This is a genomic window from Brachybacterium sp. P6-10-X1 (assembly GCF_001969445.1).
Classification (GTDB): Bacteria; Actinomycetota; Actinomycetes; order Actinomycetales; family Dermabacteraceae; genus Brachybacterium.
This window is the reverse complement of sequence record NZ_CP017297.1, coordinates 2,161,593-2,179,551: the sequence shown is the minus strand read 5'-3', so window position 1 is coordinate 2,179,551 and position 17,959 is coordinate 2,161,593. Positions and strand designations below refer to the sequence as shown.

The following is a 17,959-nucleotide window of genomic DNA, read 5'->3' as shown; positions in this document are numbered from 1 at the left end:
TGGATGGCGGGGTGCTCAGGCGAGCAGCTCGGCGACGTCCTCGAGGGCGGCGAGCCGGCGTCCGGTGTGGAAGGGGAGCTCGTCGCGCACGTGCAGACGGGCGTCGGAGTAGCGCAGGTGGCGCATCATGTCGACCAGCTCGTGCAGATCATCCGCTTCGAAGGACAGCAGCCACTCGTAGTCGCCGAGGGCGAAGGCCGCCACCGTGTTGGCGTTCACCTGCGGGTACTCGCGGCCCAGCATCCCGTGCTCGCGCAGCATCCGGTTGCGCTCGTCCTCGGGCAGGAGGTACCAGTCGTAGCTGCGCACGAAGGGGTAGACGGTGATCCACTCCTTCCGCTCGCTGCCGGGCACCATGTAGGAGGGCACGTGGCCGCGGGCGAACTCCGCCATCCGGTGCACGCCGACGCCGGCCCACTCGCGGTGCAGCCAGGTGCCCGGCAGGGAGCGCTCGAACTCGCGCAGCGCGGACTGCAGGGCCGCCGGGTCGTCGGCGGCGAGCCAGAGCATCAGATCGGCCTCGGCCCGGAAGCCGGAGACGTCGTAGAAGCCCAGGATCTCGGCCCCCTCCGCGCTCATCAGTCCGGTGACGTCGCCGAGGGCGGCGGTGATCTGCTCGGTGGTGACCTCGCCGTCCTCGGTCAGGCCGGAGATCCGGCGGAAGACGGTGTAGCTGGTGTAGCGGGTGGTCTTCGCGAGCTCTTCGGGGGCGGTCATGAGCGGGGTCCTTCCGGGGTGGATGAATCAGGAGCGGATGAGTCCGAGGTGGCGGCGTCGGCGCGGACGATCGCGTCGATGCCGGTGCCGGCCCGCCAGGAGCCGACGAGTTCGAGGGTGCGGGCGGCCGGGAGCGCGGTGAGCAGCTCGCCGAGGGTCTCGAGGGCGGCGCGATGGCCGGGCCGGGCCTGGCGCATCGCCCGGTCCCAGTCGATCACACGCGCGGCGCGCAGCTGCTCGGGACCCAGCTCGGTGCCGAGGATCCGGGAGGCGTCGGCGAGGGCCAGGTCGACGATCTCCTCGCGCGGCGGCAGCTCCTCCCCGGGACGACCGTAGGACAGCCGCACCACGTGCGGGCTCCGGGCCGACGGCAGTGCCGTGCGGGCCAGCCGCTGGACGTGGGCCCACTTGGCGCTCGCGTGGGTCAGGGCCTTCGCCCGGATCCCCGCGGTGCCCGGCGCGACCAGGGCGCCGGTGCCGGAGGGGAAGGCGTCCAGCGCCGGCGCGTCGAGCACCAGCACGGCCAGTCGTACGGCGGCCGACGGGGCCTGGGGGATCGCCTCGGCGATCTCGCGGAGGTCCCCGCCCGCAGTGGCCAGCAGGTCGTGGGCGGTGTCGGGCGGGCAGGCGAGGACCAGGCGGTCCGCCGTGAGGCTCTCGTCGCGCTCGGTGCGCACCACCCAGTCGGCCCCGGAGCGCTCCACGGCGCGGGCCGTGATTCCGGTGCGGACGATGCCGCCGGCCGCGAGGAACTCGTCCCGCAGCGCGTCGGGCAGCGCGGCGAGGGTGGGGGCGAGGGAGTGGACGCGGGTGCCGGCGCTCGCGGTGCTGCCCCCGCGCAGACGGCGGACGGCCCCGGTCAGGGAGCCGTGCTCGGCCAGGCCCGCGCTGAGCTGCGAGGAGCCGGCGGCGAACTCGAGAGTCGCGGGATCGGCGGAGTGCACCCCGCCGACGATCGGGGCGACCAGCCGTTCGAGCACCGCGGGCCCGAGCCGCCGGGTGACCACCTCGGCGACGCTCGCGCCGGACCGGGCGCCGACCCGGGCGGGCAGGAACCGCTCCAGGCTCGCGCGCAGGGCGGCCCGGGTGCCGAGCACGGCACGGACGTCGGCGGCCAGCGGGTGGCCCGGGATGCCCAGCAGCGACCCGCCCGGGGCGCGGTGCACCCCGGCGTCGGAGACCACCCGGCTGCCGAGGCCCTCCCGTGGGGCCACGACGAGCTCGGCCAGGCCCAGCTCCGCGACCAGGGCGTCGACCGCGCCGGAACCGGTGGCGTACGCTTCCGCGCCCGCGTTCAGCGCGAGGTCCGCGGCGGCGTCCTCGCCCGGGAGCTCGACCGCTGCGATCGCCCCGCCCGCGGTGCCGGTGGCCTCGAGCAGCACCGTCCGGTGCCCGGCGCGCTGATGGCGACGGGCGGCCAGCAGCCCCGCGAGGCCGCCGCCGACGACGAGGGTGCGCTCGCTCATGCCCGGTGCGCGTCCGTCCCGTGCGCGTCCTGCTCGTGCAGGAAGCTCACCAGGTCGGTCAGGACCTGCGGATCGGTGTCCGGCGGGACGCCGTGGCCGAGGTTGACCACGTGCCCGCTCGCCCGGGACCCGGCCGCCAGCACGTCGCGGGCCTCGGCGAAGCGGGCCTGCTCGGAGGTGAACAGCACCGCAGGGTCGATGTTGCCCTGGATCGGGGCCCCCGCGGGGAGGACGTCGAGCGCCTGGTCCAGGCGCAGGCGATGGTCCACGCCCATCACGGTCGCCCCGGCGTCCCACATCTGGGGCAGCAGGTGCGCGGCGCCCACCCCGAAGTGGATGCGCGGGACCGGCAGGTCGGCGACGCGCGCGAGCGCGGCGGCCGAATGGGGCTGGACGTGGGCGGTGTACATGTCGGCGCCGAGAGCACCCACCCAGGAGTCGAACAGCTGCACCGCGGAGGCCCCGGCCAGCACCTGGGCGCGCAGGAAGCGGCCCGAGAGCTCGGCGACCCAGCGCGCCAGACGCTCCCACACCTCGGGCCGGGAGCGCATCAGGGCGCGGGTGCGCAGGTGGTCGCGGCTGGGACCTCCCTCGACCATGTAGCTGGCCACGGTGAAGGGGGCGCCGGCGAAACCGATCAGCGGGGTGGTGCCGAGCTCGGCGACGGTCAGCCGCACGGCCTCCCGGATCGGTTCGAGCGCCGCTGAGTACTCGTCGTCGAGCGGGGGCAGGGCGTCGACGTCGGCCTCGGTGCGGATCGGGTGCTCGAAGACGGGGCCGACGCCGGGCCGGATCTCGACGCCGAGACCTGCCTGGCGGGCGGGGACCACGATGTCGGAGAAGAAGATTCCGGCGTCGACGCGGTGGCGGCGCACGGGCTGGAGGGTGATCTCCGCGGCCATCTCGGGGCGCACGCAGGAATCCAGCATCGTGGTGCCCTCGCGCAGGGCGCGGTACTCCGGCAGGGAGCGGCCGGCCTGTCGCATGAACCACACGCTGGGGGTGTCTGCTCGGTCACCTCTGAGCTCTCGCAGGAGCGAGGCGTCGGCCACACCGCCCTCGTCGACGGACCGTCCGGCGGGATGTCCGGGAGGCAGCGCGGAGGCGCCGTCGGGGGCTGCGTCGAGGGTCGGGGAGACGGCCGCTGCGGAGTCGTCAGGAGTGCTGCCACCGCGTGGGCCTGCGGCGATCCCGGTTTCTGACACGCGTCGCGATCGATCTGACGCGATGTCGGCATAAGGTGGCTCTGACGTGCTGTTCTGTGTCATGACGCACCCATTGTGCACATGCTTCCCGAAAGGTCGATCCAGCCTCTTCGGCCCGTCGGCGGGCGGGCCTAGACTGCGGACATGCTCGCCGCCCTCCGTGCCACCCATGAGCATCTCGATCTCGAGGTGCTCGACGCCCTGACCCGTGACGCGGGCACCCTTCCGGCGGTCATCGAGCAGCTCCAGACCGAGCGGGCGGAGGCGAGCGGCGCCGCCCCGGTGGTGGCCGGGCAGGTGGTGGTCAGCACCTGCAACCGCCTCGAGGTCTACCTCGACGTGGACCGCTTCCACGAGGGCATCGACCTCGTGATCGACGCGATCGCCCGCACCAGCGGGCTCGAGCGCGACGTGGTCTCGCTGTGCTTCGACGCCGCGATGGACGCCCCCGTCCCGCAGCACCTGTACGAGGTCACCTCCGGACTGCGCTCCCTGGTGCTCGGCGAGGCCGAGATCGCCGGTCAGGTGCGCCAGTCCTACGAGGCCGCCCGCCGCGACGGCCGCACCACCTCGATGCTCCACGATCTCTTCCAGCACGGTTTCCGCTGCGCGAAGCGGGTCGCGACCCAGGCCCCCGTCGGCGCCGCCGGACGCTCCGGTGCGGCGGTCGCGGTGCAGCGGGCCGGGCTCGAGCTCGGGGGCTTCGAGTCGCGCACCGTGCTGATCGTCGGCACCGGCGCCTACGCCCGCCTGGGGCTGGCCGAGCTGGCCCGGCGCGGCGTCACCGATCTGCGGGTGTTCTCCCCCTCGGGACGCGCCGCCGGCTTCGCCGAGCGCCACGGCGCCGAGGTGGTCGCCGTGGACGGCCTGGACCGCGCGCTGCGCGAGGCGGACCTGGTGCTGGCCTGCTCCGGCCGCGGCACCTCGCTGTTCCCCGAGCAGTTCCTCGGCGCCGGACGCACCGTCGTGCTGGACCTCGCCCTGCACTCCGACCTGCACCCGCTGGTCCGCCACCTCAAGGGCGTGACCGTGCTGGGGCTGAGCGACCTCACGCTCGGGGTCGGGGCCGGCGACGACCCGGCGCTGACCGCGGCGCGCGAGATCGTCGAGGAGACCGCGGAGGCCTTCCGCGCCCAGCAGGAGGTGCGCCGCATCGATCCCGCGATGGCCGCCATGCGCCGCGAGGTGGCCGACGCCGCCGACGACGAGATCGACCGGCTGCGCCGCGAGGTCGCGGGGGAGACCGCCGACGTGCTCGACCGCAGCGTGCGCAGGATCCTCGCCAAGGTCATGCACCACCCCGCCGAACGGGCCCGGCACCTGGCCGAGGCCGGCTTCGCCGACGCCTACGTCGAGGCCTTCCACACCATCTTCGGGATCGACATCTCCTCCGGGACCACGGCCGACGGGACGAGCGACTCCGACGACGTCGTCCCGGCCGGCTGGATGCGGGTGGACCGCACGGTCCCGCCGCAGCTGACCGACCGGGCACCGGGGACGGACGCCCCGCGGATCGATGACCTGGGCGCACAGGCCTCGGAGTCCGTCGCCACCGCGACCCTCGCCCGCCTCGCACTGCGCGAGGACCACTGCCCGGCCGGGTTCGGCCGGGGCGCGGGCGATGCCGATCCCGGCACGGGCGGGCGCGTCAGCCCCGACGCCTGAACAGACCCCGCCGCGGGGGCCGGCCCCGCTCGGCGCGACGGTCGCGCTGACGGGATCGCGGCTCCGGTGATGCGGGCGGCTCCGCATCCTCGAGGTCCTCGCGCTCGATCCGCAGCCCCTCCTCGTCGACCCAGTCGTCGGTCCATCCGACGTCGGACTCGTCGCGCGGGCGGTAGCTGCGGCGCGGGCCGAGGACGTCCCGGGCGTCCGCCGGCTCGATCTCCTGCGGGGCGGAGACCACCTCACCGCGATGCGGGACCGGGCAGGTCCAGAAGTACGGGCAGCCCGGGCAGCCGGCGGTCTCCTCGTCCGGGGCCGCCTCGCGCTGCATCTGCACCCCGTCGATCTGCTGCAGCATGCGCAGACGCGACTCGTAGGGATTGATCTCCATGGCCTGCCCAGACTACCGCCCACGAGACGCCGGGGCGGGCCGTAGGATCGGACGATGAGCACCCCGCAGCAGCGCATCCACGAGTCCACCCGTCGCCTGCTCGACCTGCTCGAGACCGGCGAGTCCCTCACCCCGGAGGCGGTCGAGCTGCGGGCCGAGCTCGCCGAGGCGACCGCCGAGGCAGGGCACCTCGAGGACGCCTTCTACCAGGCCGACGAGCTGCTCAAGGACGCCCGCCGCGAGCACGGCCCCGACCACCAGGCCGTCAGCCGGGCCCGCGCCGCCGTGGCCGCGGTCGAGGAGATCGCGCGGCGCGGCGTCGAGGGGCCCTGACCGCGCCCGGCGTCGCACGGACCGGTGCGGGTCACCAATCGAAGCCGCCCGCGGCCAGCTGGGCGTCGACGCCGTCCTGCATCGTGGCGGCGTAGGTGCCGGTGAGGTGGTCGCCGTCGAGGAAGACCATCACCTTGCCGATGACCGGGGAACAGGTCCCCTCCGGGCAGACCAGCGGAACCGGATCGACCGGCACCGCCTTCTCGCCGACGGTGCTCAGCAGCTCCGCGTCGGGCCGCTGCTCGGTCAGCGGCACGGGCAGCGGGACCTCGCAGGCGGCGGCATCGGGGCCGTGCTCGGCCGCGCACTGGGCCGGGTCCTCCGTGAAGCGCGGCAGGGCGCGCACGGCCAGCACGGTGGTCCCGCGCCCGGTGATCGCGGGAAGGGTCGTGTCCATACCCGGGGTGAGGGTCTCGGTCCCGTCGCGGCCGAAGGCGGTGGTGGCCAGGGCCACGGCCTCGGGGTCGATGCGGTCGAGATAGTCGGCCGCGGCCTGCGAGAAGGCATCGCAGTCCGGACTGATCCCGGCGTCCGGGGCGAAGGTGCAGCCGCCCTTCCACAGCGTCACCAGGGTCCAGCCCTCGCGCTGCGCGAGTTCGATCAGGGACGCGGAGAACTGCTCCATCCGCGAATCGCCGACGCTGACGATCACCGGGGCGTCCACGCTCTCCCCGGGCACGACGCGGCACAGGGCGCCGAGCTGCTCGGCCTCCGTGCCGCGGGGCGCCAGCTGCTCGGTGCACTCCTCGTCCCCGCTGACCCAGTCCTCGCCGACCAGGGCCGCGGTGGGGATCACGGCGGCCGACGGATCCGCCCCGGGCGCGGGCTCGTAGTCCTCGGCCAGCACCCGGGCGCCGGGATTGTCGGCCGCGGCCTGGGTCTCCGCCGCCCGCTGCCCGGCCAGAAGGTACTGCTGGGCACCGATCACCGGGGCGAGGCCGAGCACCAGGCAGGCGACGGCGACCAGGCCGGAGCGTCGGGCCCGGGCACCGGCCCAGGGCCAGCGCCGGACCGGGGTGTCCACGAATCGGGTCAGCAGCCACGCGGCTGCGAGCGAGACCAGGATCAGCACCAGGCCGTCGAGCAGACCGGCGCGCGGTTCCCCGGTGTGGGCGAGGTACAGGGTCAGCAGCGGCCAGTGCACCAGGTACAGGGCGTAGGAGATGTCCCCGAGCACCTTCGCGGGGCCGGTGGCGAGCAGATGGTCCACCGACAGCCGGTGGCCGGTGGTGCCGACGACGAGCACCAGGGCCGCGGCGGCCAGGGGCCAGGCGGCGATCCATCCGGGGAAAGCCCCCTCCACGTCGATCAGCAGCCCGCAGGAGACCAGGCCGGCGATCCCCAGCCAGCCCGCCACCACCCGCGGCGCCACACCCCCCGGGGTCTTCGCGCGATGCCGACCCCGCCCGGCCCGACGCGTGGCGCTGCGCGCTTCCCACCAGGGCAGCAGCAGGCCCAGCAGGCTGCCGGCGGCGAACTCCCACAGCCGGGTGAACGTGTCGAAGTAGGCGATCTGCTGCTGGCTGGCGGTCGAGTGCACCGACCAGACGAAGGAGGCCACCAGCACCGCCGCGAACACCACGGCCAGCACCGGTCGCACGGGGCGGCGCAGCAGCCGCGCCGCCACCACGGCCAGGGCGATCAGCAGCGGCCAGGCCAGGAACACCTGCCCTTGGATGGACAGCGACCAGAAGTGCTGGAAGGGGGAGGGCCCTGCCGCGTCGGCCGCGTAGTAGTCCACCCCGCGCCGGATCAGCACCCAGTTCTGCACGTGCAGCAGGGAACCGGCGGCATCGGTCAGGGCGGGCATCCAGCGCTGCGGCGGCAGGATCAGCCAGACCCCGGCCAGGGTTGCCAGCGAGACCACCGCCGTCGGCGGCAGCAGACGCTTGAAGGTGCGGGCCCAGTAGGCGAGCGGCCTCGTCGCGCCGCCCCGGTCGATGATCCGCAGGAACGTTCCGACCAGCAGGAACGAGGAGATGAACAGGAACACGTCGACCCCGCCCGAGACCCGGTCGAACCACACGTGGTACAGCACGACCAGAGCGATCGCCAGCCCGCGCAGCCCGTGCAGCTCGGGCCGGAACCGCCCGGCGTGGGTCGAGAGGGCGGGAGCGGGCACGGGCCCGTCGGAGCCGGCCCCGGGGGCGGACGCCGGAGCGTCGTGAGTCATCAGGGCGCGTGGACGCGTCAGCCGCGCAGGAACGCGGCGCAGGCCTGCTGCAGCAGCAGCGGGTCCGCACTCGCGCACATCTCCCGGGCCGAATGCATCGACAGCAGGGTGAGGCCGACGTCGACGGTGGTCATCCCGAGCCGGGTCGCGGTGATCGGTCCGATGGTGGATCCGCAGGGCATGGCATTGTTCGACACGAAGGTCTGGTAGGGCACCCCGGCGCTCTCGCAGGCGGCGACGAAGGCCGCGATCCCCACGGCATCGGTGGCGTAGCGCTGCTGGGCGTTGATCTTCAGCATCGGCCCGTCGCCGAGACGGGGCCGCGTGACCGGGTCATGGCGCTCGGGATAGTTGGGATGGGCGGCGTGGCCGGCGTCGGCCGAGAGCACCATCGAGGAGGCGAGCACCTGACGGCGCGAGGCCTCGTCGCCGCCGAGTGCCGCGTGCATCCGCACCAGGACGTCCTCGAGGAAGGGGCCGCCGGCCCCGGAGCGGGAGGAGGAGCCGACCTCCTCGTGGTCGTTGGCCACCATCAGCGCGATCGGCGCGCCGGCCTCCGGTCCGGTGCCCGCGACCGAGATCAGGGCCTCCAGCTCGGCGTGGACGGAGGTGAGGTTGTCGAGCCGGCCGGAGGCCAGGAACTCCTCGTGGGCTCCGAACAGGGCCGGGGCCTGGGAGTCGACCGTGACGATGTCGAAGCCGACGATGTCCGCGGCGCGGACGCCGGCCTCCGAGGCCAGCAGCTCCATCACATCGCTCTCGCCGAGGGCGAGGATCGGCTGCAGGTGGCGCTGGGGATCCAGGCGCAGCCCGTCCTGGTTCACGGCGCGGTCCAGGTGCACGGCGAGCTGGGGGACGCGCAGGATCCCGGGCGTGGCCACCAGGGCGGTGGTGCCGTCGGCCAGGGCGAGCCGCCCGGCCAGGCGCAGCTCCCGGTCCAGCCAGGAGTTCAGCAGCGGGCCGCCGTAGATCTCGACGCCCACCTGGGCCAGGCCCTCGGCGCCCAGCTCCGGGTTCGGCTTCAGCTTCAGGGCGGGGGAGTCGGTGTGGGAGCCGACGATCCGCCATCCGGTGGTGGCATCGGCGCCGGCCGGGGCGGACCAGGCGATCAGGGAGCCGTCGCGGACCACGTAGCGGTTCCCGGCGACGTCGGCCGGGGCCCAGGGGGTGGTCTCCTCCAGCGCGGTGAAGCCGGCCCGCTCGAGCCGGCGGGCCGACTCGGCCACGGCGTGGAAGCTCGAGGGGGAGGCGGTGACGAAGTCCCCGAGGTCTTCGGCGGTGGTGCGGGCACGGGGCGAGGGCGCGGCGGCGGAGAGCGGAGTCACCCGTTCATTGAACCATCACCGCAGCGCTCTCAGCAGGCGTCGATCTCGTACAGGCGCACGTCGCCGACCTGGTGGACGAGGTCGAAGCCGGGCGTCTCCTCGGTGATGCCCGCGAAGCCCAGGTAGCCGGAGTCCTCGATCTTGTTGCCGCCGAGCCGGTGCTCCTCGAGGTCCAGGTAGTACAGCGGCTGGTCCGCGGGCAGGGCCGCGCAGACCCGGGGGTCGGAGGCGATGTCCTCGAGATGGGCGTCGACGTACTTCTCCTCGGGGGTGCGCTTCACGGTCATGTAGATCCGGGAGACCTCGCGGTCGCCGAAGGCGTAGGCCAGCCCGCCGCCCTCCCAGGGGTCGGTGACGACATAGCCGTCCTCGGGCACGTGCCGGGGCAGGTCCTCGAACATGGCGAACTCGGTCCCGGAGACCAGATCGGCGATCTCCCAGGTGCGATAGGCGTCCGAGACCGTCTCGAAGCGCGCCTGGACGTGCGGGTCGCTCGAGACGTGCCAGGACAGCGCGGTCGAGGCCAGCACCCCGATCACCAGGGCGGCCGCGGTGGGCAGCGCGCCGGGGGCACCGCGCGAGGCATCGGAGGCGCTCTCGCCCTCGGTCCGATGCGCCCGCCAGGCCGCGACCGCGCGGCGCAGGCCTCGCAGGAGCAGTTCGACGCCCGCCACGACCAGCGGCACGGCCACCAGGGTCAGGACCGCGGCGGTGCGGAAGTTGTCGCGGTACAGGAAGCCGGACAGCAGGTTGCGCCAGAAGGCGTCCTGCGCCGCCGAGGAAGCCCAGTAGACGGCCACCGGGCCCAGCATCGCCAGCAGCACCAGACGGTCGCGGCCCCGGCCGAGCAGCGCGCCGAGCAGGCCCAGGGCGCTGAGCACCACGATCAGCGGGAGAGTGAAGCGCTCCATCGCGCCGCCCAGGAAGGCCTCGCCGAGGGCCTGCGGGGTGGACTGGAACGCCGTCCACGGGGCGGTGTCGGTGCTGGGGGCCATCGTGGCCCACACCGCCGCGATGCCGGCCGCCACCACCGCCGGTACCGCGGCACGCCCCAGCTCTGCCGCGGGGACGGCCCGCAGGGACCAGCCGCGGGAGGCATGGCGCGCGCTCGAGCCGGCGGGCCGGCGCAGGGCGCCCAGCACCGGGCCCCGCAGCTGCCGGACCAGAGCGAGGACCGTGATCGGCAGCGCGATGATCAGCCCGGCCAGCGCCGCGCCCGGGTGGGCGATGCCCACCCCGATGCCCATCACCGCGATGATCGCGGCGATCCGCACCGGCGCGGCGAGCAGCTCGCGGTCCAGGGCCAGATGGATCAGGACCGCCGCCAGGGCGGGCGCGGCGGCGAGACCGAGGATCGTCGGGTACACCAGCCCCCAGTCCAGCAGCACCAGGGGGAAACCGGCGAAGGCGAGGGACAGCGGGCCGGTGACCAGGCGGGCCACGGGCGAGGGGCGCACCAGCACCTCGACCAGCAGCCACACCGACAGCGGCCAGATGCCGAGCACCGTCACCAGGGTCAGGGCATGGACGGTCTGGGCGAGCCCGAGCCCGCTGAGCTCCTGGACCAGGGCGGCGGCGGTGTGCCAGCTGTTGGGGTACACGGCGCCGCGCAGCAGCTGCCCGGTGTCGAAGGGGGTCGCCTCACCGGTGCGGACGATCGTCTCGATGGCGTTGAGATGGAAGGCGTTGTCGTAGCGCTGGGCGATCGTGGTCGGCTCGACGAAGGCGCTCAGGAACAGCGGCACCAGAAAGATCAGGGCGATGACCTGGCCGACCAGGTACTGCCCGGCCGCCGCCGCGGACAGCGGCGACCAGCGCGGGGTGCGGCGGCCCCAGGGGGTCGCCCAGGACCACAGCGCGCAGGCTCCCGCTCCGAGCACGGTGGTCGCCAGCATCCACGGCAGGCCCCAGGCGGCGTCGACCACGGCGGCCAGCAGGGTCGAGATCGCCAGCAGGGCGAGAGACACGGGCGGGGCGGCGACCAGCGCCGTCGGCCACGAGACGCGGCAGCACAGCAGGGCCGCTGCCCCGGGTGCCACCAGCAGCGCGACGGCGACGAGCACCCCGGGGATCACGTCGGTCCACATATCTGCTCATCCTGTCATGCGGTGGGGGCCGGGAATCGCTCCGTGAGCTCCTCGGTCAGGGGGCCGGCGAGGACGGTCTCGACGAAGGTGCGGGTGAGGTGGTCGTCGTCCATGTAGACATAGGACTCACCCAGGATCGGGGAGCACCGGCCGTGTGGGCAGATCGACTCGCCGAGATCGACCAGGGCGAGACGGTCCTCGGCCCCGGGCAGCTCGGCGAGGTCGGCGGCGGGATTCGTCGGGGCCAGCTTGTCCGCGGCGTCGGCCCCGCAGGCCGCGTCGGCGTCCGAGGGGGCGCCGCCGTCCTCGATCACCGCCTCCGCGCAGGCGAACTGGTCCTGCTCCCAGCGCGGGGTGTCGCGCACGCCGATCACGTGCACGCCCTGCTGCAGCAGGGCCCGGATCGCGGGCGCGGTGCCCTCGGGCATCGTCTCGCCGTTCTCGTCGTCGCCTTCTGCGAGTCCGGTCCGGGTGACGGTGGTGAGCACGAGCTCGGGGGAGTGCTCCTCGACGTAGTCCAGGACGTACTGGTCGTAGCCGCGGCAGTACGGGCTCTGCTCCACCTCGGTGGTGAATCCGCAGGCGTCCATGGAGAGGTTGACGATCTGCAGGTCGTGCTCGCTCGCGTACGGGATCAGGGCGGGGATGAACTGCCGGGCGTGGGAGCTGCCGACCACCACGATCGTGCCCTGGGCGGCCTGGTCGGCCGGAAGCAGCTGCTGGCAGTTGACGTTGTGGAAGTCCTCGTCAGGGGCCCAGGGGCCGCCGCACCGCTCAGGCAGGTCGGGCCACTGCGCACCGAGCTGCCAGCCGTGGGGGAGGATCTCGGGCGGGGCCTCGGTGGCGACCTCGGTGGCGACCTCCTCGGCCGGCAGATCCTGCGCGGCGGCCACCGGAGTCGGCGGTTCGGCGCGGTTCAGCCCGATCCACCAGCCGCCCGCGGCGACGGCCACCAGCGCGAAGCTCGCCGCGACCGCGGTCAGCGCCCGGGAGGGCCGGGCCTCGAGCCAGACCGAACGTCGCACCGGTGCGTCGACCGCGCGGGTGATCAGCCAGGCCAGCAGCACCGAGCCGGCCAGCACCACGAGGCCGTCCAGCAGCCCGGCGCGCTGCTGGCCGCTGCGGTGCAGCCACATCACCAGCACCGGCCAGTGCACCAGGTACAGGGCGTAGGAGATGTCCCCGATGAAGGCGGCCGGTCTCGTCGAGAGCAGGGCGTCCACACCCCAGCGGCGCCCGGAGTGCCCGGCGACCACCACGGCCCCCGCGGCGACCAGCGGCACGATCGCGATCCACCCGGGGAACATGGTGGACACGTCCAGCACGATGCCGCAGGCCAGCAGGGCGGCGATGCCCGCCCAGCCGAGCAGGGCGCGCCCGGTGCGCAGTCGCGGCACCTGCCCCTCCTCGGGCCGACGGGCGCCGGTGAGACGGTCGAGCGCCGGCAGCGCGAGGGCGAGCAGGGACCCGGCCGCGAATTCCCACAGCCGGGCGGCGGTGTCGAAGTAGGCGACCTGCTGCTGGGTCTGGGTGGTGATGATCGACCAGGTCAGCGAGGCCCCGCCGATCGCGAGCATGAGCGCGATCAGCGGGCCGCGCACGCTGCGGCCGCGACGCGCCCGCCGCACCATGAGCAGGAACAGGAGCGGCCAGACCACGAAGGCCTGTCCCTGCACGCTGAGGGACCAGAAATGCTGCAGCGGGGAGGCGCCGCCGGCGTCGCGGGCGTGGTAATCGACCTGCAGGAACACCAGCAGCGCGTTCTGCACGTACGCGGCCGATGCCACGGCCTCCTGCATCACCGTCGGCCAGAGCGAGGAGGGCAGGAAGACGGCGGTCCCGGCGAGAGCCAGCAGGATCGTCACCGCGGCGGGCGGCATCAGGCGCTTGAAGGTGTGCAACCAGTAGCGCGGCACCCCGAGGGGGCGCCCGCTCTCCAGGCGGCGCACGAAGGTGCCGGTGAGGAAGAAGGCCGAGAGGAACAGGAAGACGTCGACGCCGCCGGAGACCCGGCCGAGCCAGATGTGGTAGATCGCCACCAGGCCCAGGGCGACCGCACGCAGACCGTGCAGCTCATGACGGAAGGCGGGGCGCCCTGGTGTCGGCGTCTGCTCGGAGGCCGGGGCGTCGGGCGCCCCGGGGGCCGCGGCGGGGCCGGCGTCAGCGGCGGTCCCCGGACCCGCCTCATGGATCGGTCTCCAGGTGCCGGAGACGGAGTCGGCGGTGGACCAGGCGTCCTCGGCTTCCCGCTCGGCGTGGGCCTCCAACGGGCCCTGGAGCCAGTCGCCGAGGGAGGAGGCGGCCGAGGGCAGGGGGCCGGCGGTCCACGCGGCGAGGCGTGAGCGGGCCGGGGGCGCGGGCTCCGGGACAGGGTCCGCCACGGGTTCCTGGGTCCAGTCCTCGAGGTCGTCGATCGGCGCGGCGGCCGGCTGCTCCCAGGGGGAGGCATCGGGTGCGGTCGCCGGAGCGGGGACCCCCGCATCCTCGGCAGATTCCTCGGCCAGAGCGCGCTCCAGGGCGCGCCGACGGGCCAGCTCCTCCTCGCTCAGCGGGCGTGCACGTCGGCCCCCGCGGGGGGAGCTGGAACCGGAGGCGGGGGGATCACCGGGCGAGCTGATCGTGGTCCCCCTCCCGTCGCTGTCGGCCCTGTCGCGCAGGGGCGGGTGCCGTCCCGCCCTCGCGGCGCTGCGCTGGATCCTAGTGGATCGAGATGGACGCGGAGGCGTCGCGACGTCCGCCGGGGCGGGGCCCGGTCCCCGGAGCCGCGCAGGACCATGGCACCATGTCCCGGTGACCGCTCAGAGTGCCGACCCCGCCCGCCCTGCCGATCCGGTCGATCCCGGGCCGGCCCCGTCGGGCTCGGGCTTCGAGATCCTCGCCCGGGCCGGGGACACGGCCCGCGCCGGCGTGATCTCCACCCCGCACGGTCAGATCGCCACCCCCGCCTTCGTGCCCGTGGGCACCAAGGCCACCGTCAAGGCGGTGCTGCCGGAGGCGATGAGCGAGCTGGGAGCGCAGGCGCTGCTGGCCAACGCCTACCACCTCTACCTCCAGCCCGGCCACGACCTGATCGACGAGGCCGGCGGGCTCGGCGCCTTCATGAACTGGCCCGGCCCCACCTACACCGACTCCGGCGGTTTCCAGGTGATGAGCCTCGGCGCCGGCTTCAAGAAGGTGCTGTCCAGCGAGTTCTCCGGGGGCGAGAAGGCTCGCACCTCCTCCGGGGAGGACGACGCGGTCGCCGAGGGCAAGGAGCGCCTGGCGCACGTGGACGACGACGGCGTCACCTTCCGCTCCTTCCTCAACGGCGACGTGCACCGCTTCACCCCCGAGGTCTCGATGCAGATCCAGCACGGACTGGGGGCCGACATCATGTTCGCCTTCGACGAGCTGACCACGCTGATGAACTCCCGCGGCTACCAGGAGCAGGCGCTCGAGCGCACCCGGCGCTGGGCGATCCGGTGCCTGGCCGAGCACGCCCGGCTGACCGCCGAGCGCACGCACCGCCCCTACCAGCAGCTGTGGGGCGTCATCCAGGGCGCCCAGTACGAGGACCTGCGCCGCCGGGCCGCCCGCGATCTCGGCGTGATGGACTCGGACGGGCAGGTCTTCGACGGCTTCGGCATCGGCGGGGCGCTGGAGAAGGAGAACCTCGGCACCATCGTCGGCTGGGTCACCGAGGAGCTCCCCGAGGACCGGCCTCGACACCTGCTGGGCATCAGCGAGGTCGACGACCTGTTCGTCGCGATCGCCGCCGGCGCCGACACCTTCGACTGCGTCTCCCCGTCCCGGGTGGCGCGCAACAGCGCCGTCTACACCGCGACCGGGCGCGTGAACCTCACCGGCTCCCGCTTTCGACGCCGGTTCGCGCCGATCGACGAGACCTGCGACTGCTACACCTGCACCCACTACACCGCGGCCTACGTCCACCACCTGTTCCGCGCCAAGGAGATGCTCTCGGCGACCCTGTGCACGATCCACAACGAACGCTTCGTGGTGCGCCTGGTGGACCGGATCCGCGCCTCCCTGCTCAGCGGCGACTTCGACGCGCTGCGGGAGGAGACCACCGGCGCCTACTACGGCTCGCCCCGATGAGCGCATGGTGAGCACGCGATGAGCGGGACGTCCCCCCGGGCGCCGGGTTCCGACGCGTCCCCCGACGCGGCGGGATCCGGGGCTCCGGACACCACCATCGCCATCGGGCTGGCCGTGGTGCTGCTGGCGCTGGCCGGGACCGCCGCGCTGCTGGGCGGGCAGTTCCTGCTCGGGGCGCTGCGCCTGGCTGCCGGGATCCTGGCCGGGGCGGGCGCGGGCCTGCTGCTGCTCGTGCTGCTCGGCGCGCGGGTCGGCCGGCGACGGCGCCGGCTGGTCGCAGGGGTGCTCGCGCTCGCCGTCGCGCTGGCGCTGACGGTTCCCGCCGTGGTCACCACCCGCGTCCCGCCGCTGGCGGAAGCTGCCGCGGCGAGCATCCCGGCACTCGGTGAGGGCGACACCGTGCACTCCGTCCCCGCCGCGGACTCCCCGGTGCTCGTGCGCCGCGCCGACGGCACCGGTCAGCTGCTGGGCCAAGGTGCTGCGCACGAGGTCGACGCGACCACGGAGGACGTCCTCGCCCTCTCCGCCGACGGCACCCGTCTGATCCAGGTGACCGGCGGCGAAACCCTCGTCTCCGACCTCACCGGCTCCGGGGTCGACGAGATCGCCGCCGTGTCGGGGATCCCGATCGCCCTGACCGACGACCTGCTGGTGGTGCGTCACTGCGCGTCCGACGGCGCCGAGGAGTGCACCCTCAGCGGCTACGACCTCACCACCCCCGACAGCCCGCGATGGACCCTCTCCGCCCCCGCGACCCAGGAGGCACGGGGCATCGACCCCGCGGGCATCGAGGTGCCGGCACGGCCGGATGCGGCCCCGGGCCCGCTCGACGCCGTGCGCGCCACCGGCGTGCTGCCCGCCGTCCCGCTGCGCTTCGACCCCGCCCAGGGGTGGATCCAGCTCGACCCCGCGACCGGCTTCCCCGTCGGCCGGGTGCTGACCGATCCCGAGCAGCCCTGCCGGGTGACCGTGAACGGTCCGACCCCGCGCACCGACGCGCCCGTCGTGGTCACCGTCTGCTCCGCCGCCGACGGGGCTCTCACCGCCACCGCGCACGTGCGCGGGGAGGTGCTGTGGACCTCCGAGCCGTCCCCGGCAGGGCAGTGGAACGTGCAGATGGACCATGGCCGGGTGCTCGCCACCGGCACCGAGGAGGGCACCGGGATCAGCGGCGAGATCGTCGCCTCGGAGCACCGCGCGGCGTGGACCGAGCCCGGGGCGGGGGCGCTGGACGAGGCCGTCGAGGCCACCGTCCGGCTCGGGATCGACGGGGCCCGGATGGTGCGGGCCAACACCTCCGGGCAGCTGGTCGCCTACGACACCGCCGACGGCACGAATGTCTGGACGCTTCCGCTGCCGGCCCCCGACTCCCCGGTCCACGGGACCCTCGAGGCGGACACCGCCGTGGTGCTGGACCATGTCGAGCGCACCCGCTCCCTGCAGCCGCGCGGCGCCCAGCACCTGCGCGTCGTCGACGCCGACGGCGGCACTGTCACCGCGGAGGCCGTCGTGACCGCGGACGTGCGGTCCGTGCACGGGGTCGGGGACGGCCGAGCGCTCGTCACCGTCGGCGACCGGACCCTGCTGCTGGGCCGGTGACCCGGCACGGCCCCCGGAACGGGCGACGGCCCGGCCCTCCGCGAGGAGGACCGGGCCGTCGCCCGAGGAGGAGCCGGCTCAGGCGTTCTGCTTCGCCCAGCGCCGGGCCGTCACCGCGCCGACGATCAGCGCGGCGAAGATGATCAGGTTGCGGATGATCTCGAGGATCACGTACACGATGCTCATGACGCCGAGGGTCGACATGTCGCCCGCCCCGGCGACGACCGCGACGTAGATGCCGTAGAGGATCCAGTACAGGACGACGGCGACGACCACGGTCGCGGCGACGATGATCGCGCCGGCGCGGCCGCGCCCCGACGCCTGGACCGCGACCCAGACGGCGATCACCAGCAGCGCCAGGGACACGACGATGTTCAGCAGCAGGAACAGGATGTTCACGACCACGCTGCCGCCCGCGACGGCCATACCGCTGTCGAGCGACCCTCCCGAGGTGAGTCCCCCCGAGAGCATCCCGAAGCCGAACGCCACGATGCCGTGGATCACGCGCACGGCGATGACGGCGATGACCAGGTACATCATCCAGGTCACGAGCTTGCCCAGGGTGGACGACCCGCCGGTCCCCATCGGGGAGGAGAATCCCGCCGCGCCCGGGTAGGTGGCGCCCGGTGCGGGGTATCCGGTGCCCGGTGCGGGGTATCCGGCGCCCGGTGCCGGGGAGCTCTGGCCCCACTGCGGAGCCGGTGCCGGGCTGGGCTGCCCCCACTGCGAGGGGGACTGCGCCTGCGGTGCGCTCTGCTGCGGGGGCTGTCCCCACTGCGGCTGTGCGGGCTGTTCGTCCTGCGGGGGCTGCCCCCACGGCCCCTGCTGTCCGTCCTGTGGTCCGTACCCCTGCGTCATGAGTCTCCCTCTGCCCTGCATCGTCCGGGAACCGCGCGGCACCCC

13 protein-coding genes are annotated in these 17,959 nt (G+C 74.2%); 4 read left to right on the top strand and 9 right to left on the bottom strand.

Features of this window, described 5'->3' with window-relative positions; translation table 11 throughout:
• Nucleotides 1-15: 15 nt before the first annotated feature.
• Genes hemQ through hemE form a run of 3 tightly spaced genes read right to left on the bottom strand, consistent with a single transcriptional unit; the run spans nucleotide 16 to nucleotide 3,235 of the window.
• Nucleotides 16-717 (bottom strand): hydrogen peroxide-dependent heme synthase, encoded by a 702-nt coding sequence (gene hemQ, locus BH708_RS09960; protein WP_076808435.1) that lies wholly within the window; start codon nucleotides 715-717, stop codon nucleotides 16-18.
• Nucleotides 714-2,183 (bottom strand): NAD(P)/FAD-dependent oxidoreductase, encoded by a 1,470-nt coding sequence (locus BH708_RS09955; RefSeq protein ID WP_076808434.1) that lies wholly within the window; start codon nucleotides 2,181-2,183, stop codon nucleotides 714-716. The genes hemQ and BH708_RS09955 overlap by 4 nt, the downstream gene beginning before the upstream one ends.
• Nucleotides 2,180-3,235, bottom strand: coding sequence for a uroporphyrinogen decarboxylase (gene hemE, locus BH708_RS09950; protein ID WP_076808433.1), 1,056 nt, complete (start codon nucleotides 3,233-3,235; stop codon nucleotides 2,180-2,182). The genes BH708_RS09955 and hemE overlap by 4 nt, the downstream gene beginning before the upstream one ends.
• Before the next feature lie 297 nt (nucleotides 3,236-3,532).
• Here hemE and BH708_RS09945 point away from each other — a divergent pair, with 297 nt between their 5' ends.
• Nucleotides 3,533-5,053, top strand: a complete 1,521-nt coding sequence (locus BH708_RS09945; RefSeq protein ID WP_083713457.1) for a glutamyl-tRNA reductase — start codon at nucleotides 3,533-3,535, stop codon at nucleotides 5,051-5,053.
• Here BH708_RS09945 and BH708_RS09940 read toward each other — a convergent pair.
• Nucleotides 5,037-5,444 carry a hypothetical protein gene (locus tag BH708_RS09940; RefSeq protein ID WP_076808432.1) on the bottom strand — a complete coding sequence of 136 codons (408 nt, stop codon included), beginning with the start codon at nucleotides 5,442-5,444 and terminating at the stop codon, nucleotides 5,037-5,039. The genes BH708_RS09945 and BH708_RS09940 overlap by 17 nt on opposite strands.
• Before the next feature lie 54 nt (nucleotides 5,445-5,498).
• Here BH708_RS09940 and BH708_RS09935 point away from each other — a divergent pair, with 54 nt between their 5' ends.
• On the top strand, nucleotides 5,499-5,777 hold the full coding sequence (locus BH708_RS09935; protein ID WP_076808431.1) for a hypothetical protein: 279 nt from the start codon (nucleotides 5,499-5,501) through the stop codon (nucleotides 5,775-5,777).
• A 31-nt stretch (nucleotides 5,778-5,808) separates the two neighbouring features.
• Here BH708_RS09935 and BH708_RS09930 read toward each other — a convergent pair whose 3' ends face one another.
• From BH708_RS09930 to BH708_RS09915, 4 genes are read right to left on the bottom strand one after another with little or no spacing between them, the layout of a single operon-like run.
• Nucleotides 5,809-7,950 (bottom strand): acyltransferase family protein, encoded by a 2,142-nt coding sequence (locus BH708_RS09930; RefSeq protein WP_076808430.1) that lies wholly within the window; start codon nucleotides 7,948-7,950, stop codon nucleotides 5,809-5,811.
• Nucleotides 7,951-7,967: 17 nt separating this feature from the next.
• Complete coding sequence (locus tag BH708_RS09925; protein ID WP_076808429.1) at nucleotides 7,968-9,275, bottom strand: M18 family aminopeptidase; 1,308 nt, start codon at nucleotides 9,273-9,275, stop codon at nucleotides 7,968-7,970.
• 29 nt (nucleotides 9,276-9,304) lie between these two features.
• Nucleotides 9,305-11,362 carry a DUF6541 family protein gene (locus BH708_RS09920; protein WP_076808428.1) on the bottom strand — a complete coding sequence of 686 codons (2,058 nt, stop codon included), beginning with the start codon at nucleotides 11,360-11,362 and terminating at the stop codon, nucleotides 9,305-9,307.
• Nucleotides 11,363-11,376: 14 nt separating this feature from the next.
• Complete coding sequence (locus tag BH708_RS09915; protein WP_253705536.1) at nucleotides 11,377-13,743, bottom strand: acyltransferase family protein; 2,367 nt, start codon at nucleotides 13,741-13,743, stop codon at nucleotides 11,377-11,379.
• Nucleotides 13,744-14,152: 409 nt separating this feature from the next.
• Between BH708_RS09915 and tgt the strand changes: the two genes are divergently transcribed.
• The gene (gene tgt, locus BH708_RS09910) at nucleotides 14,153-15,457 is read left to right on the top strand and encodes a tRNA guanosine(34) transglycosylase Tgt (RefSeq protein ID WP_083713454.1); all 1,305 of its coding nucleotides are present in this window, start codon (nucleotides 14,153-14,155) and stop codon (nucleotides 15,455-15,457) included.
• 18 nt (nucleotides 15,458-15,475) lie between these two features.
• Entirely contained in the window at nucleotides 15,476-17,056 is a 1,581-nt protein-coding gene (locus BH708_RS09905) for a PQQ-binding-like beta-propeller repeat protein (RefSeq protein ID WP_076808427.1), read from the top strand.
• Between the two features lie 78 nt (nucleotides 17,057-17,134).
• Here BH708_RS09905 and BH708_RS09900 read toward each other — a convergent pair whose 3' ends face one another.
• Entirely contained in the window at nucleotides 17,135-17,914 is a 780-nt protein-coding gene (locus BH708_RS09900) for a hypothetical protein (RefSeq protein ID WP_083713452.1), read from the bottom strand.
• Between the last annotated feature and the right edge of the window lie 45 nt (nucleotides 17,915-17,959).

What these genes read in the sequence shown, in the direction of transcription:
- BH708_RS09955 (WP_076808434.1), bottom strand. Translation starts at nt 2,183, where the DNA reads ATGAGCGAGCGCACCCTCGTCGTCGGCGGCGGCCTCGCGGGGCTGCTG.
- hemQ (WP_076808435.1), bottom strand. Translation starts at nt 717, where the DNA reads ATGACCGCCCCCGAAGAGCTCGCGAAGACCACCCGCTACACCAGCTAC.
- BH708_RS09945 (WP_083713457.1), top strand. Translation starts at nt 3,533, where the DNA reads ATGCTCGCCGCCCTCCGTGCCACCCATGAGCATCTCGATCTCGAGGTG.
- BH708_RS09920 (WP_076808428.1), bottom strand. Translation starts at nt 11,362, where the DNA reads ATGTGGACCGACGTGATCCCCGGGGTGCTCGTCGCCGTCGCGCTGCTG.
- BH708_RS09940 (WP_076808432.1), bottom strand. Translation starts at nt 5,444, where the DNA reads ATGGAGATCAATCCCTACGAGTCGCGTCTGCGCATGCTGCAGCAGATC.
- BH708_RS09900 (WP_083713452.1), bottom strand. Translation starts at nt 17,914, where the DNA reads ATGACGCAGGGGTACGGACCACAGGACGGACAGCAGGGGCCGTGGGGG.
- BH708_RS09930 (WP_076808430.1), bottom strand. Translation starts at nt 7,950, where the DNA reads ATGACTCACGACGCTCCGGCGTCCGCCCCCGGGGCCGGCTCCGACGGG.
- BH708_RS09935 (WP_076808431.1), top strand. Translation starts at nt 5,499, where the DNA reads ATGAGCACCCCGCAGCAGCGCATCCACGAGTCCACCCGTCGCCTGCTC.
- BH708_RS09905 (WP_076808427.1), top strand. Translation starts at nt 15,476, where the DNA reads ATGAGCGGGACGTCCCCCCGGGCGCCGGGTTCCGACGCGTCCCCCGAC.